General features: G+C 63.2%; 10 protein-coding genes and 1 pseudogene. 2 read left to right on the forward strand and 9 right to left on the reverse strand.

Going from position 1 to position 15,725, the window contains the following annotated elements:
• Nucleotides 1-110: 110 nt before the first annotated feature.
• From FME68_RS09560 to FME68_RS09570, 3 genes are all read right to left on the reverse strand, one after another.
• A complete protein-coding gene (locus tag FME68_RS09560) occupies nt 111-911 on the reverse strand; it encodes an enoyl-CoA hydratase-related protein (protein WP_158397411.1) in 801 nt (266 codons plus the stop codon).
• A 3-nt stretch (nt 912-914) separates the two neighbouring features.
• Nucleotides 915-1,886 carry an NAD(P)H-dependent flavin oxidoreductase gene (locus tag FME68_RS09565; RefSeq protein ID WP_158397412.1) on the reverse strand — a complete coding sequence of 324 codons (972 nt, stop codon included), beginning with the start codon at nt 1,884-1,886 and terminating at the stop codon, nt 915-917.
• A gap of 64 nt (nt 1,887-1,950) precedes the next feature.
• Nucleotides 1,951-2,361 carry an acyl-CoA thioesterase gene (locus tag FME68_RS09570; protein WP_158397413.1) on the reverse strand — a complete coding sequence of 137 codons (411 nt, stop codon included), beginning with the start codon at nt 2,359-2,361 and terminating at the stop codon, nt 1,951-1,953.
• 87 nt (nt 2,362-2,448) lie between these two features.
• Between FME68_RS09570 and FME68_RS09575 the strand changes: the two genes are divergently transcribed.
• Nucleotides 2,449-3,630 (forward strand): acyl-CoA dehydrogenase family protein, encoded by a 1,182-nt coding sequence (locus FME68_RS09575; RefSeq protein WP_158397414.1) that lies wholly within the window; start codon nt 2,449-2,451, stop codon nt 3,628-3,630.
• Nucleotides 3,631-3,909: 279 nt separating this feature from the next.
• Here FME68_RS09575 and FME68_RS09580 read toward each other — a convergent pair whose 3' ends face one another.
• From FME68_RS09580 to FME68_RS09600, 5 genes and pseudogenes are all read right to left on the reverse strand, one after another.
• On the reverse strand, nt 3,910-5,415 hold the full coding sequence (locus tag FME68_RS09580) for a permease family protein (RefSeq protein ID WP_158397415.1): 1,506 nt from the start codon (nt 5,413-5,415) through the stop codon (nt 3,910-3,912).
• A gap of 118 nt (nt 5,416-5,533) precedes the next feature.
• Nucleotides 5,534-6,652, reverse strand: coding sequence for an alcohol dehydrogenase catalytic domain-containing protein (locus tag FME68_RS09585; protein WP_070517817.1), 1,119 nt, complete (start codon nt 6,650-6,652; stop codon nt 5,534-5,536).
• Nucleotides 6,653-6,770: 118 nt separating this feature from the next.
• Nucleotides 6,771-8,489, reverse strand: coding sequence for a helix-turn-helix domain-containing protein (locus tag FME68_RS09590; RefSeq protein WP_158397416.1), 1,719 nt, complete (start codon nt 8,487-8,489; stop codon nt 6,771-6,773).
• Between the two features lie 34 nt (nt 8,490-8,523).
• Nucleotides 8,524-10,539, reverse strand: coding sequence for a hydantoinase B/oxoprolinase family protein (locus FME68_RS09595; protein ID WP_158397417.1), 2,016 nt, complete (start codon nt 10,537-10,539; stop codon nt 8,524-8,526).
• A gap of 38 nt (nt 10,540-10,577) precedes the next feature.
• Nucleotides 10,578-12,634: pseudogene (locus FME68_RS09600) on the reverse strand (hydantoinase/oxoprolinase family protein).
• 191 nt (nt 12,635-12,825) lie between these two features.
• On the opposite strand from FME68_RS09600, the gene FME68_RS09605 reads away from it, so the two are divergent.
• Entirely contained in the window at nt 12,826-14,292 is a 1,467-nt protein-coding gene (locus FME68_RS09605) for a helix-turn-helix domain-containing protein (RefSeq protein WP_328287800.1), read from the forward strand.
• A gap of 64 nt (nt 14,293-14,356) precedes the next feature.
• On the opposite strand, the gene FME68_RS09610 is transcribed toward FME68_RS09605, so the two are convergent.
• Nucleotides 14,357-15,667 carry a YkvI family membrane protein gene (locus FME68_RS09610; protein ID WP_158397418.1) on the reverse strand — a complete coding sequence of 437 codons (1,311 nt, stop codon included), beginning with the start codon at nt 15,665-15,667 and terminating at the stop codon, nt 14,357-14,359.
• Nucleotides 15,668-15,725 lie beyond the last annotated feature (58 nt).

Below are 15,725 nucleotides of genomic sequence, written 5' to 3' on the forward strand. Positions count from 1 at the left end.
GGGTTCTCTCTCTCGCATGCGCTCTCTCAAACGCACAACACAGAGTATGGCGGCCAGCGCTGGCATCGCCATGAACTCCGCCTGGCAGTTTTCTGCTAGTCGATTTTTTGCTAATCAAAGCGCGTGGGGCGCTTCTCCAGAAATGCCGTGACGCCCTCCTTGTGGCCAGCTGAGGCCATCTGCGCGTACTGCGTCGGCTCCTCCCAGGCCAGCTGCCCATCGAGCGGCTCCAGCGCCGTGCGGTTGATGGCTTCCTTGGCTTTGGCCAGGGCATCGCGCGGTGCGATGTGCAGGCGCTGTGCTACCTGCAGTGCAGTGGACAGGGCGTGGCCCTGGGGCGCGCGTTTGGTTACGAGGCCCGCCGCTTCGGCCTCGGCGACGCCGAGCTTGTCTTGTAGCAGTGCCAAGGCGAGCGCGCGGTGGCGCCCCACGGAGGCGAGTGCGGTGAGGCTCACACCGCCATCAGGGATAAGGCCAATCTTGCCGAAGGGCAGCGTGAAGTAGGAGTCCTCGCCGGCCACGATGAGATCGCAGGCAAAAGCCAGCGAAGCACCCGCGCCAGCGGCCGCACCTTCGACCGCGGCGATGACGGGAATTTCGGCGGCCTGAATCTCAGCCACCAGTGCGTTGAGCTGGGGAAGCATGGTGGACTCGGCCGGGTCGGGAGTCTCGCCCGCGGCCTGCGCGGCGGCTGCCTCTTGCGCGGCGGCGACGAGATCCGCTCCGGCACAGAAAGCGGTCTCATCGCCGGTGATGACGAGGGCGCGGACGGAGGGGTCAGCGGAGGCGTCTGCAAGCGCGGCGGAGAGTGCTAGGCAATGTTCCTTTGCAATCGCGTTGCGGCGCGCGGAGTTATTGATGCGCGCGACGAGGACGGAGCCTTCGCGGCGGGTCAGGATGGCATCGGTCATGGTTTAGTCCTTAACAAGCTCGGTGAGGGAGGAAATGATGCGCTCGGCCTCAGCGGAGATGCGGGAGACGATTTCGGAGCAGGGTGCCACATCGTGGATTAGACCCTGCGACGTTCCGCAGGTCCACACGCCCGCGTCCAAATCACCGGTTTCGTAGACGGCACGGCCGCGCTTGCCGGCAACGAGGTGGCGGATATCCCCAAACTCGGCGCCCTGGGCTAGGCGCTCGGCAACCTCATCGCTTACAGCGTTCCTGGCCACGCGGGTGGAATTGCGCAGCTCGCGGAGGATGAGCTGGGTATCCAGCTCGCTGCGCTCCACGATGGCCTGCTTGACGTTCTCGTGCACTGGGGCTTCCGTGGAAGCCACGAAGCGGGTTCCCATGTTGATGCCCTCGGCGCCCAGTGCCAGGGCGGCAGCGAGCCCGCGGCCATCCGCGAAGCCGCCTGAGGCCACGATGGGGATGTCCAGCTGGTCCGCGGCGGCGGGAATGAGCACGAGTCCCGGAATGTCATCTTCGCCGGGGTGGCCGGCGCACTCGAAGCCGTCGATGCTCACGATGTCGACGCCCACCTTCTGTGCACTCAGCGCATGCCGCACGGAGGTGCACTTGTGGATGACGGTGATGCCGGCATCCTTGAAAGCCGGCATGTGGTCCTTGGGGTTGTTGCCGGCGGTCTCTGCAATCTTCACGCCTTCCTCAATGATGACGTCGCGGTATTCCGCATAGGGCGGTGGGGTAATTGCCGGGAGCATGGTGAGGTTGACGCCGAAGGGCTTATCGGTCAGCTCGCGCGTGCGGCGAATCTCGTGGCGCAAGTCTTCCGGGGTGGGCTGCGTAAGCGCGGTGACGACGCCGAGGCCGCCGGCGTTGGATACCGCGGCGGCGAGTTCAGCACGGCCGACCCATTGCATTCCGCCTTGGATGATGGGGTGCTCTATGCCGAGTATGTCGGTGACGCGGGTGGAAATCATGAGTGTTGTGCTCCTTGGTGGTGCGAAATCTATGGGGGAGGAGGGTGAATGAAAAGGTGAATAGCTATTCGGAAAAATGGGCGTGCAGGCGGTCCCTGAGGTCATCGGGCAGGGTGATGGGGCGGCGCTCATAGGCATCGATAAGCACCAGCGTCGCTGTTGCGAACACGCACGACGTTCCGTCCTGAATCAGTTCGTGGGAAACCTGGTAGGAGGTATTTCCGATGCGGGAAATCCACACGCGAGCCTCGATGGAATCGGTGTAGGTGAGCTCGGCGTCATACTGGACTTCGAGGGAACGCACCACGTGAGCATAGGAATTGGTGGCGACGGGGCCGCTTAGTTCGGCAGCCGCACGGATACGCGCTTCTTCCAACAGTGTGACCATCGTGGCGTTGTTGACGTGGGCGTTCGCGTCCTGGTCGGACCACCGTAAGGCGAGGGTTATCGGGATGGCGTTGGCGGGCGCGCGCATTGTTCCTCCTGGGGCAAGCGGGTAGAGTGATGCGTATTACTATACATACGAATTGTGGTTCGTCACTCGAATCGTGAGGAGAACGCCATGACAGATCTTCTGGGAATCGATGCTCTGCTGAGCGAAGAAGAAAAAGCTACCCGTGACCGCGTCGCCGCACTGGTGGATGAGCACATCCGCCCGCACGTGGGGCAGTGGTATGAGGACGCGGTGCTGCCGGACTCTATCTTCCCGGTGCTAGCGCAGGCCGGACTGTTCGGGATGCATCTGGAAGGCTATGGCTGCGCTGGACGTTCCGCGGTGGAATACGGACTGGCCATGCAGGAGCTGGAAGCAGGGGACTCCGGTATCCGCACGGTGGTATCGGTGCAGGGCTCGCTGGCGATGTCGGCGATTTATAAGCATGGTTCGGAGGAACAGAAGCAACAGTGGCTTCCCAAGATGGCCGCCGGTGAGATGATTGGCTGCTTCGGGTTGACGGAGCCGACCGCCGGTTCGGACCCGGCCAGCATGGTGACGGTGGCGCGCTACCGCTCCGGTGAATGGGTCCTGGACGGTGCGAAGCGCTGGATTGGCCTGGCGAGCGTGGCCGGGGTGGCGATCATCTGGGCCAAGGTTTCTGAGGAGGATGCCTCCGCCGCTGGGGTGGAGGCGGGCGTGCGCGGGTTCATCGTGCCGACGTCCACGCCAGGGTTTAGGGCCACCCCGATTACCCGCAAGCTGTCCATGCGGGCGTCCATTCAGTGCGATATTGAACTGGAAGGCGTTACTTTGCCCGCCGACGCTCTGCTGCCCAAGCATCCGGGACTCAAGGGGCCGTTTATGTGTTTGAACGAGGCTCGCTTCGGCATTAGCTTCGGCGCTTTGGGTGCGGCCCGTGATTCTTTGGAGGTGGCGCTGGCCTACGCCAAGGAGCGCAAGCAATTCGACCGCTCGCTGGCGTCCTTCCAGCTCACCCAGCAGAAGCTGGTGGATATGGCGGTGGAGCTTAATAAGGGGCAGCTGCTGGCGCTGAACCTGGGTCGTGCCAAGGATGCGGGCACGCTGGAGCCCCACCAAATCTCGGTGGGCAAGCTGGCCAACTGCCGCACCGCCATCGACATTTGCCGCCAAGCCCGCACCATCCTGGGCGGCAACGGCATCACCGCGGACTACTCGCCGCTGCGCCACGCCGCCAACCTTGAATCAGTGCGCACCTATGAGGGCACCGATGAGATCCACACGCTGATTCTGGGGCGGGTGCTGACGGGGGAGCAGGCGTTTAGCTAACCGCGTGGCGTCGTACCGGTGAGGCCATACGGGCTCCACTGCGCAGATGGTCTTATTCGTTTGGTCCCTCTACTTTGGTCCCTCATCTGGGATGAGGGACCATCTGTGTGCTGAAAACCAGAGAAAGATGGTCCCTTCACTCTGCTAAGAGACCAGAGTAAAGGGACCATCTAAAGAGGAGAGGCTAAGCAGTGCGGGCGCCGTGTTCGGGGCCCGCGCACTGTCTTGCACTCAGGCCTGTTCACAGGCACTGTGTCGCGCTGTTTAGTTTCTGGGTGTCTAGCTTCTGGTGTCCTTCGGCTTCGGGGCGTTCGGATCAATCGGGCGGCCATCGGCATCCAGATCGTTGAGCTCGGCCAGCTCGGTGAAGTCGGCCTGGGCGTCGGCGAATCCTTCCTCCGGATCGATCTCATCGAAGTTGCGGATGGTGCCGTCGCGCTCGTCCTTGAACATGTCCTTGCCATAGACGACGAGCACCATGATGATGCCGGCGGCGAAGCCCCACGCGGCACCCTGGGTGGCCAGCACGCCGGCGGTGACACCTGCGATGCCCAGATCCTTCTGGTTCTTGGACTCCATGATGCCCACGCGCACCGACACGAAGCCCTGGATGATGAGAGTCAGCGCCAGACCCACCGGCAGGATGGGCTCGACGAAAGAAGTAATCGGCAGCAGCAGGAGACCCACGTTTGTACCCCAACGGAAGGAGCCCGCGCCGCCAAAGATGGTGCGCATGGCGCGCTTGCCCTGCTTGTAACGCTCGACGATGACCACGTGCATCGCCGCCCACAGCGGGCCACACATAGCGACGTCCGGGCCGATGATGGACATCAGCATGTTGCGGCCACCGAAGAGCAGGTGTGCGCGCGACGGGCTGTACACCACGGCCTCGTCCGTGCGGACGTGATCGGCTTCCTTAAGCACTGCGTTGGCCTGCAAGACGTCACCGAAGACGACGATGTAGGCGGCCAGCACCGTGGGGATGGCGGTGAGGAACATGTGTGCCGGCGGAAGACCGATACCGAAGACGGTGTACTCAGACCACAGGGTCATGAAATCTGGTTTGGAGAAACCCCACTCCACGTCCGGCCAGGGAGCCTCGCCAGCTAGTGGTGCGACGAAGACCGCGACGAAGATAGCAGGCAGGATGCCTAGCGAAGCCAGGAATCGCCAACCGGCGGCCTTCTGCCGCAAGGCTTGGAAGCCACGGGAGTACATGAGGAAGAAGGCCACAGCCACCGCGATGGTGATGGTAATGGGGAAGGAGTGGAAACGTCCGCCTTCCTGGAACACCGAGACGATGGCAGCGATACCGGCGCCAAGGACGATGCCGGAGCGCAAGCCAGAGGGAATGAGTCGGACGACCTTCGATGCCCATCCCGTTATGCCTAGCGTTAAGGAGAATATGCCTAGCAAGAGCTGGAAGCTGATGAGCGCCCACACACGCTGCTCACCCTCCGGGAAGGTCTGGATATAGACCGTCAGCAACGGAATCGCCGGGGTAATCCAGCCCGGGACAACCGGGTCACCCAAGAGGTGGTGGGTGAGGTAGAGAAGGCCGTTGAGCATGACGACGGCTAGCGCCGCTTCGTAGGGCATGCCGAGGGCCTCAGTCATCAGGGGGATAGCGCCCAAGTCCACCACACACATGAACAAGCCTTGGGCGAAGTCCGGCCACTCCATGCGGTAGTGCACGAAGGGGAGGCGGACATCGAAGGGCCCCATCTTCCAGTGGGGTGAAGCTTGACCGATGCCCTGCTCTTCGGGTTCGGTGGTTTCGGCCATGACGGCCTCCTTTCAAAGAAAAGGGACCAAGCCCGGCGGGCGTGAAGCGCGCGGGGCTTGGTGAGGAAAGGTGAGAGGTTCGTTGAGGTTTAGTGCTTGAGGTTTAGTCGAACCTTGGTTAGTCGAACTCGATGATCTGGCGCAGTGCTACACCGTCGGACAGGCGGTCCATGGCGGTGTTGATGTCCTCGAGCTTGATGTGGTCGGAGATGAGGGCCTCAGCGTTGAGCTTGCCCTCGCGCCACAGCTGCTCGTACTTCGGGATGTCCTTCGACGGGACGGAGGAACCCAGGTAGCAGCCGTGGACGCGGCGTGCTTCGGCGGTCATTACGAGCGGGTCGATGGTGATGGTGGAGCCCGGTGCCGGCAGGCCGACGGTGACGGTCAGGCCGCCCGGTGCGGTGACCTTGTAGGCGGTTTCCAGTGCCTTCGGATGGCCGGCGGCCTCTACGACAGCGGTGAACTTCTTGCCGGACTCCTCAGCTTCCTGTGGGGTCATCGCGGAGGTGGCACCGATTTCGATGGCCTTCTCGCACTTATCCTTCTGCATGTCGATGCCCACGATCTCCTTCACGCCGAGCGCAGCGGCGGTGATGATGGCGGCCATGCCCACGCCACCGAGGCCGACGACGGCGATGCTGTCCTCCGGCTTTGGATCGATCTCGTTGAGCACGGCGCCGCCACCGGTGAGGATGGCGCAGCCGAGGATGGCGGCGATATCGGCCGGGACATCGGAGCCCACCGGTACGACGGAGAGCTCGGAGACCACGGCGTGGGTGGCGAAGCCGGAGACACCAAGATGGTGCTGGATCGTCTCACCGTTGCGAGTGAGGTGGCGGGTGCCGCGGATGAGGGTGCCCTCGTTGTTGGTCTTGGAGCCAACCTCACACGGCATCTTGCCGTCGGTCTTGCAGCCGGCGCACTCACCGCAGCGCGGGAGGAAGGTCATGACCACGTGGTCGCCGACCTTGACGTTGGTAACACCCGGGCCGATCTCTTCGACGATGCCGGCGGACTCGTGGCCCAGCAGCATCGGCAGCGGACGGGGGCGGTTGTTGTTGACCACGGAAAGGTCAGAGTGGCACAGGCCAGCAGCGGTGATCTTGACCAGGATCTCGCCCTCGCCAGGAGCGGAGAGCTCGAGCTCGCTCACGGTGATGGGCTGAGAGTCGGCGTAGGGGCGCTCGTCGCCGGAACGCTCCAGGACGGCACCTCGAATGGTAATCGTGTCAGACATGGATACCTCCAGACATCGGATGGGGTTAATGCATCGCAATGTACGCCACAGGGCGTTAAGGAGGGCCGGAACGGTATGGGAAAAAATACACCGGGCCGTTATGTGGATGGGGAATTCTCTACCTGCTGAGGGAGTGGGCGCGCAACGCCACAAAGACATCGAGGCCGCGCTGGCCCACGGCCCACTCCTCACCCATGAGCTCAGCGATCCGATCGAGGCGTTGGCGCACTGTGTTGGGGTGGATGAACATGGCGCGGGCTGTCTGCGGGATGCTGTGCCCGGAGAGCAAGTAGTGGTGCGCGGTAGCGGTCAACTCGGTGGAGTGTTCCTCGTCGTAGTGCACCAGCGGGCCGATGGTGCGCGTGGACAGCGCGTTCAGTGCCTGCGGGTCCGCGCCTAGGATGAGGCCTACCGTGCCCAGGGAGTCCTCGGTGACCAGCTGGCCGCGCAAGCCCAAAGCGAGTGCTGAATCCAGGTAGGCCATGGCGGAATCGTGGGCGCTGCGCGCGGAGCTTAGGCCGTCGAAGCCGATGGCAGAGACCGTCAACTCAGGGAATTCAGACAGCAGTGGGGCCAGCGCCTTACCGATATCCCGATCCGGTTGGTACAGCACGCACACGTGTTGGTCGTGGTGCGTAATGGCGGCGTTACCTGGCAGGAGGTGCTCCAGCTGGGGGCGGGTGGGCAGGTTCTTGGCTGAGTGCAGGCCTACGAAGTACAGCTGTGCCGAAGAGTTCAGGCTGATGCCTGTGAGGTGGCGCAGGCGGGCGATCTCCTCGCGCCCGGCGTTGCCTAGTGCTACGGCGTAGACGAGGTCGTCGACTTTGCGCGCGGTGGCGTCGACAAGCGCCTCAGCAAAAAGCGCAATCGCTGTAAAGGCTGCGGAGGCGTGGCTGATGACGCGCAGTTCGGCGTCGCTGAGCTCCTTGTCCACACCAATCGTGCCCAGCGCCCGCCCGTTAAACTCCACGGGGAACGTGCTGGTTGGGGGAGTGTCCGGGGCATCCTCCGCGGTCCACAGCGTGACCGGCGCATCGAGGCTTTTAGCTAGCACGCGCTCGAGCTCCTCGAAGCTGGGATTGTTCATCAGCACGTGGAGCAGCTGCGTGTTGACGTCGTTGAGCCACTGCAATTCGTCCACGTGGCGGCTCAGCGCAATTTGGGAGCGGGTAAGCTCCGCGACGGATTCGCCCTGACTCTCAATGACTTGGGCATTCTCCAGCGCCACGGAGGTAATAGAGCCGAGCACCTCGAGCGCTGCGATTTCCTCGTGCGTGTAGTGACGCGGGTGGCGATCCCCCACGAGAAGCGCGCCGATGGTGCGCCCAGAAATGCGGATCGGGGCGCCGAGGATCCCGCGGATTCCTTCGGCTTCTACCGCACGGTCCACGTAATCCACGTGCGTGACGTTGGGATCCACAGAATGGTCATAGGTCCACGCCGGGCGGTTAGTGGCGGCCACGATGCCGAGGATTCCGGAGCCCATCGGCATGTTGATGGTGCGGAATTCCTCAGTGACGACACCGCTGGTGGCCAGCACCTTGGTAAAGCCGGTGTCCTCATCGTTGAGGCTGAGGTAGCCCACCTCCGTGCCGATGGTGGAGCGTGCGTGGCGCACAATCGCCTGGAGGATGTCGGTGGATTCGCGGCCCGAGTTGAGCATCTGGGAGACGTCGAGCAGTTTCGTCGACATCACCCGCCACGTGTGGTTGGCGCGCATGGTTTCCTCAACGGCCCGAAGCGCGCCAAGCTCCTCGGCCGCCAGTTGCTCGCGCAGCTCGTCGGGGACGCGGGTGCCGCTGGCGAGGTGGGAGAGTACGGGGCCGAGGAGAGACATGCCCCCTAGCTTAGGGGGCTAGCCGGGGCGCTACCTACTTCCAGTGGGAAGAGGAACGCTTGGTCATCTGCTCGCGGTACTGCTGGGTGGTGGTGGGCAGGAGCTCACCGGTGGCCCAGTCGAGGATGACGCCGTAGTGGCGGACCAGGTCGAGCTGGTCCAGCTCGCCGGCGTTGTAGCGCTCAGCCACGGACTCCGGGGACTCCGCCAGTTTGTCCAGGCGGGTGGAGCGCAGCTCCTCACGCAGCTTCGCGGTTTCCTCCTCGTCGAGCTCGTACTCGTCGGTTTCCGGGTCAACGGGGTGGATGACAACGCCGTAGTCCTTGGCGGCACGGCCCACGGAGACGTAGCCATCGATGACGTCCTCCAGCACGGCCTTCGGGTCGCGCTCCAGGGCATCGCCGAAGCCGCCGCCACCGGCGGAGGGGCGCTCGAAGGTATCGCCCGGGCCCACCGGAACGTTGGAGAACAGCGCGCCGAGGTACTGCTCATCCGGGGTGCCGCGGTTGAGCCACACGCCCTGCGGGATGGAGGGCAGACCACCCTCGATGCCCCAGGTCACGGAACGCGAGCGGTCACAGCAGTAGCTCATGACGGTCTTGTTCGCATCTGTGAGCACACCGCCCTTGGTTACGCCCACACCGCCGCGGAACTTGCCGGGGCCCGCCGAGTCAGTCACCAGTGCGTGGTGGCTGGTGATAACGGGGGAGAGACGCTCCTGGCCTTCGACCGGCTGGACCGCCAGGCCCGGGCCGAAGACCGGTGCGGTGGCAGAGGAACCGTCGCGGTCGACGCGGCCGCCCCAGCCGCCAGCCATCCAGTCGTACCACATGAAGAACTCGCCCTTGTCCTCTGGTTTCTTCGCGTCACGGGTGTCCCAACCACCGATGAGCAGGTACTCCAGGTTGAAGGCACAGGCCATGGCGCGCTCTTGCATGAGTTGGGACCACAGCTCGAAGACCGCGTTCATGATCTTCTCGAAGGGGCCGGAACAGAAGCCGGTCACCGCGTGCGGCATTCCGGCGTTGACCACGGTTCCCTCCGGGCCGAGGTCGATGTCCATGGCGCGGTAGAGGCCGGAGTTGAGCGGCACGTCGGGGAAGAAGGTCTTGGTGCCGGCGACGATTCCGGAGAATGCGGAGCCATAGCCCGCGTTGAGGAAGCTGGCGACTGCCGGCGCGGAACCGTCCAGCGAGTAGGAGAGGCGTCCGCCCTTGATGCGCATCGTTACCTTGATGGGAACGAGGCCCTCTTCCTTGGCCGGGTCGAGGTCGATGTAGTCGATGGTGGACCACTCGCCGTCGTCAAGCGCGGCCACACGGGAGGTGACGATGTCTTCCACGTAGTCCTGGACCGCACGCAGCGCGGTGCGCACGGTGTCGAAGGAGTACTTGTCCACGAGACGGTGGATTTCACGCTCACACACTGCGGTGGCCTCGGCCTGGGCCTTGAGGTCGCCCATGACGATCTCGGGGCTGCGGGTGTTGCCAGCCAGGAGCTTGGCGACGTCCTTGAGGAACACGCCCTTGGACCACACGCGCACCGGGGTGATGCGCAGGCCCTCGGTGTAGTAGTCGGTCGCGGAGACGTCGAAGGAGCCCGGGACGGAGCCGCCGGCATCGGCCCAGTGGCCCTTGTTCTGTGCGAAGGCCAGCAGGGTGCCCTCGTGGAAGATGGGGCGCAGGAAGGACACGTCATTCATGTGCGTGCCGCCCTGGTAGGGGTCGTTGATGGCGAAGACGTCACCTTCGTGGATGTCATCGCCGAATTCCTTGAGCACGGCTTGGCACTGGAAGTGCAGGGTGCCGACGTGTACGGCGATGTCCTGGTTTCCCTGCATCACGGTGTTGCCCTCGGCATCACACAGCGCGGAGGAGAAGTCACGCGAGTAAATGACGAAGGAGTAGCAGGTGCGCAGAATCTGCTCGGACATGAGGTTGACCGAGGTGGCAAAGGCGTTCTTAAGAACCTCGAAGGTCACCGGGTCGAGCGTGCGGCGGCCGGAAGAGGACGGCGAGGGTTTCTGTGGCTGTGTGTGAGTCGTAGTCATGTCGATTCCTTTCAAAGGAGAGTCTGAAGGCGAGGGTCTTAGGCGTTGGTGGCCTTGCCGATGTGGATACGGATGTTGGACCACTCATCAATTTCTGCACGGTCTCCAGGCGGAATGACGGTGGTGGCATCGAACTGGTCGATGATGGCCGGGCCGTTGAGCTTGGCGCCGGCCTTCAGGTCGGGGCGGTGATAAATCGGGACATCGGCCCAGCCGCCGTGCGCGGAGAAGTAGACGGGGCGGGTGGTCTCTGGGAGCTCTGCCTCGTGCTCTTCGACCTCGTAGTGCTTGAAGGGCGGGTTCTCAAGCTCGCCGATGGCGATGAGGCCAATCTGGTAGAACTCCACCGCGCCGTCGCGGTCGGCGAAGGAGTACTCGCGCTCGTGCTCATCGTGGAACATGGCGACGGCATCATCGAGCGGGTTATCGGACTCGGGGATTTCCACCGTCAGGGAACGCCACTGGCCGCGGTAGCGCATGGACGCGGTCAGCTTGAACTTCATGCGCTCCTCCGGGACGTGCTCCTTCTCCAGGCGCTCGCGGGCCTCGGAGATCAGCGCCTGGAATTCCTTGCGCAGTTCGGTGGTGTCCACCTCGTCCACCGGTGCTTGGTACATCTTGGTGATGTCGTGTCGGATGTCCACGAGCAAGCAGCCCTGGGCGGAGGTCACGCCTGGGTGCGGCGGGACCACGACGGTGGGGATGGACAGATCGCGGGCGACCTCAGCGCCGTGCAGGGCGCCGGCGCCGCCGCCGACGACAAGGACGAAGTCACGCGGGTCGTAACCACGGCGGATGGACAGCAGGCGTACCGCATCGGCCATGTTGGCGTTGGCCACCTGCACGATGTTCTCCGCGGCGGTTTCGGTATCGAGACCGAGGGGTTCCGCGACCGTCTTGTTGACGGCCTCGCGCGCGGCATCCGGGTTCAGCTTCAGTGCACCGCCGATGAGCTCGGTGCCGAGGCGGCCGAGGGTGACGTTGGCATCGGTGTTGGTGGCATCGGTGCCGCCGCGCTCGTAGCAGACCGGTCCCGGATCCGCGCCCGCGGACTGCGGGCCGTTGCGCAGGGAACCTGCCTCATCGATCCACGCCAGCGAGCCGCCGCCAGCGCCGATGGTGCCGACCTCGATGGACGGGAAGCAGATGGGGAAGCCGTATTCGACCTGCCACTGCTTGGTGATGCGGATGTCACCTTCGTAGACCAGCGCGATATCGGTGGAGGTACCGCCCATTTCCAGGCCAATCGCGTTGGAGTAGCCACAGCGGGTGGCGATGTCTTGCACCGCGATGGCGCCGGCCGCAATGCCGGAGGCAGCCAGGCGGACCGGGTAGCGGGTCACCATCTCCGGGGTCATGGAACCGCCGCCGGAGTGGAGAAGGAGCAGGTCTCCGTCGTAGCCGCCTTCCTCGAGCTGGCGGGACAGACGGTTGACGTAGCCGGAGACGAGCGGGGCCAGGACCGCATTGGCGACGGTCGTGGAGAAGCGGTCGTGCTCGAAGATCTCCGGGAGGATTTCGGAGGAGGTGGAGACGGTGGCGTCGGGAAGCTCCTCGCGCAGGATCTCCGCCATGCGCTCCTCGTGGGAGGCGTTGGCATGGGAGTTGATGAAGCAGACCGCGACGGTCTCAATCTTCTTGCGGCGCAGGATCCCGGCGATGCGGCGAGCCTCTTCCTCATCCAACGGGGTGATCTCGGCGCCATCGAAGTCGATGCGCTCTTCTACTTCGTAGCGATCACGGCGGCGGATGTAGGGATCCGGAACGTCCTTGTAGGCATCCCACAACTCATCCTTGGTGCCGTCGCGGATTTCCAGAACATCGCGGAAGCCCTTCGTGGTGATGAGCGCTGCCGGTGGGAAGCGGCGCTGGATCAGCGCGTTGGTGGCCACGTGGTGCCGTGGGAGAACACCTCGACCTGGTTGAGCTGGACGTCGGCCGACTTGAGGCCGTTCATCACCGCCTTCATCGGGTCATCCGGGGTGGAGGGAACCTTGGCTACCGACAACTCGTGGGTCTCGGTGTTAACAATCGCGACATCGGTGAACGTTCCTCCGACGTCGACGGATACGCGAAAAGGTTTATTTCCCGTCATGGTGGGAACCTCTCTTTCAAAGGCTGGTGAATTCGGTTGAGAGGAATCTTGATATGGCACGAGAAGGGGAGCAATGGAGAAACAGTGAATTGAGAGCGGAGAAGGTAGAGGAAACTCCAAACAAGCAGGTTGGGGCATACTAGAATTAGCCGGAGAAAAGTAAGATAGGACACTATTTTCCGGAGGGATAAGTGGCGTCACAAGATAATCCGGTGCTGCGGATCGCCGATCTCGTCGTGATGGAGCCGCGACTGCGCCGCTTGAGCAGGGCGCTCGAGGATGAGAATTTTGTGGGGCTGTGCGCCGAGGGCGATGGGGACGTGGCGGGTTGGCTTGTCCTTCCCCGGCCGGAGGGAACCCCGCGCGCCATCCAGCGCCGGCTGGTCGACGCCGCCGGGGTCATCTTCCTCGACTCCGAGTTCGATGAGCAGGAAGTCCTGGACTCGGTGGAGGGAACCGGCGCCGTCCTGTACGGCACCGATGGGATCACGCGCCAAGATATCCGGCGCGCGGTGGATGAGCTTTTGCGGCGCCAACCCAACCTGGCATCCTGGCGCAAGCTCAGCACCATCGGGCAATTAAGCCCCGGGTTGGTCAACCCAGCGCCGGAGTCCGAGATCCTTGCGCGCTTTGCCAGGTTCAGCGGGGATTCCTTGCTGCTGTTGACCGTTGACGGCCGGGTTATTGCCGCCGCCGGCGAGCTGCCCGCGCGGAGTATCGCGCGTTCCCTGTCGGTGGTGATAAACCACAGCACCACGACCATGCACGTGGGGCGTTGGAAGGTCTTTGCACGGTGGCTCGACATTGCTGGCGAAAGCCCCTCTTTCGACCACGGCTACTGGCTGATCCGCGGGCGGCAAACCAGTCAGGATGCAGACTTCGATGACCCCGCTTTCGCGGCGCTGGAGGAGCTGCTCACCGCTTCCCTGATGGCGCAGAGAAACATCCAGCGCAACCACGTCGCCGAATCGAGCGCGCTGATGGTGGCGTTGTGCGATGAGAATTCGAATAGGGAAGAAGTGGCCACCACGTTGCGCAGGCGGGGCTTTTCGGAGCATGCCAAGATGCGGCTCCTTGTCTCCGATTCCGTCAAGGATTCCTACCGCAGCGATGTGCGCGACAAGGCCTTCGCCTTGGCCCAGGATGCGGGCGTGCCGCTGGTGCTGGGCTATGTGTCCGGCCGCACCTGCGTGTTGACTACCCACTCGGGAGCGGAGGCGAGGATCGCGGATGTGCTCTTCGGCTCCGTCGGGCTTTCTGATCCCTTCGATACCGTTGAGGAAGGCCCTGCAGCGTGGCTCCAGGCCCTGCTTGCCGCCGTGGTGGTGGAACGCACGCATTCCTTGCACCTGCAGAGCTTGGAGTTCACTCACTGCAGCGCCATCGAGAAGGCAGCGGCCTACCTGGGCCAGCGCGGCTTGGAGGACGCAGTGGGGGAGCTCGACCGCGCGATTGAGGGGATTAAGGATGGCGAAGAGATCTTTCGCGCCTATGAAGCTGAAAGCTTCTCCGTGGCCCGGGCGGCGAAGGCCGTGGGCGTGCACGCCAATACGGTGCGGCACCGGCTGGAAGCTCTGGAGGAACGGATTCGGTTCTCCGATGCGGATCTGGTTTTGTGGGCGCTGTGGAAAGCGCTGCGCCCCCGCATGCAGCGCTAGGCGGCTGTATGCGGGGGCACGGAGAAGGTGTGAGAGTAGAGAGTGAGAGGGGGAGTGGAGAGAACTACACCTTCTTCTTGCTACGCGGGATGGGCTTGCCGGTGATCAGCGCGTGGAGCTTGCCGTCACCGATCTGCAGCTCTTCCGGAATGTCCTCGGAATCAACCTCGGTCATGATCTCCTTGATGAAGTCAGATTCCGGGATGGAGGAGTTGCGAGCAATGGCCACGAGTTCACGCATCTCCTCATCGGAGAGGTGGTTGTCATTCTCAAAGCGCTTCTTGAGGAGCTCGCGTGCGCGGCGGCGCAGGTCCGCTTCGGACTGCAGCTCCCCGCGGTTCTTCAGCCAGGCGAAGCCGATGATGAACATGATGGCGATGCCCATGTAGCCCAGAATCGGGTAAACCCAGCCGATGAGGTTGGAGAAGCCAATGAAGGAGAGGACAAAGCCGATGAGCACGGAGATGACATAGACCTTGTAGAAGTGCTGCGGCTTGCCGCGGGTGAGGCGCTTGGCAAAGGCATAGAACATGCCGATGGAGGTGTTATAAATCATGCCGTAAATAGCAACGGACATGGCGACACCAAGCCACGGGTGAATCTGCTCAATCATGGCCAGCGTTGGCATCTCAGCCTCGGTGATCGGTCCCACGGAGACGTAGAGGCCACCGACGAGGACCGCCAGCAGGAACAGGAAGCACAGGCCGCCGAGGATGCCGCCGTAGCCCACTTCCTTAGCATCGAGGAAGTTACCGCCAATAACGATCATCATGGAGACCACGACGATGACGTTAAGACCCAGGTTATTGATAGAGGAGACCCACCAGTTCGGCAGCGTGGTGGGAATGGTCTGTGCCTGCTCGTTGAGGTGCGACCAATCGGGGTTGGACGTGAGCACGGTATAGACCGTGCCGATGGTGAGCAGGACGATGATGAACGGGGTGATAGCGCCGATGGCGATGGTTACCTTGTCCACGTCAAGCAGGCCAGTAAGCAGCGTGAGAACGAGCATGAGGACCGCGCCGATCCATACTGGCCAGCCCCACTGCTGGTTGAGGTTGGCACCGGCACCGGCGAACATGGCGAAGCCGATGCAGAAGAGACAGGTCAGCGTGGCGAAGTCGAGGACCTTCGACACAATGGGGGTGGACACCGCGTTGAAGACGGAGGTGTGCTCCTTGGCGCGGTGATAAGAACCTAGTTGGAGAATAGTGATACCGGAGATGGTCATGGCTAGCGCGGCAACGATGGCACCGACGATGCCCATGTTGCCGAAGGCAACGAAGTATTGAAGGGCCTCGCGGCCGGAAGCGAAGGAGGCACCCGCGAGTACGCCGATGAAGGCCATCGCGATGCCGAATGAGCGTTTAAGCATGGTGAACCTAACTTTAGGTGGACAGAAATAGCTACTTATGCAAACGGGGCAGGCTGCC

The sequence above is a fragment of the Corynebacterium hiratae genome, from assembly GCF_009708045.1.
Taxonomy (GTDB): Bacteria; Actinomycetota; Actinomycetes; order Mycobacteriales; family Mycobacteriaceae; genus Corynebacterium; species Corynebacterium hiratae.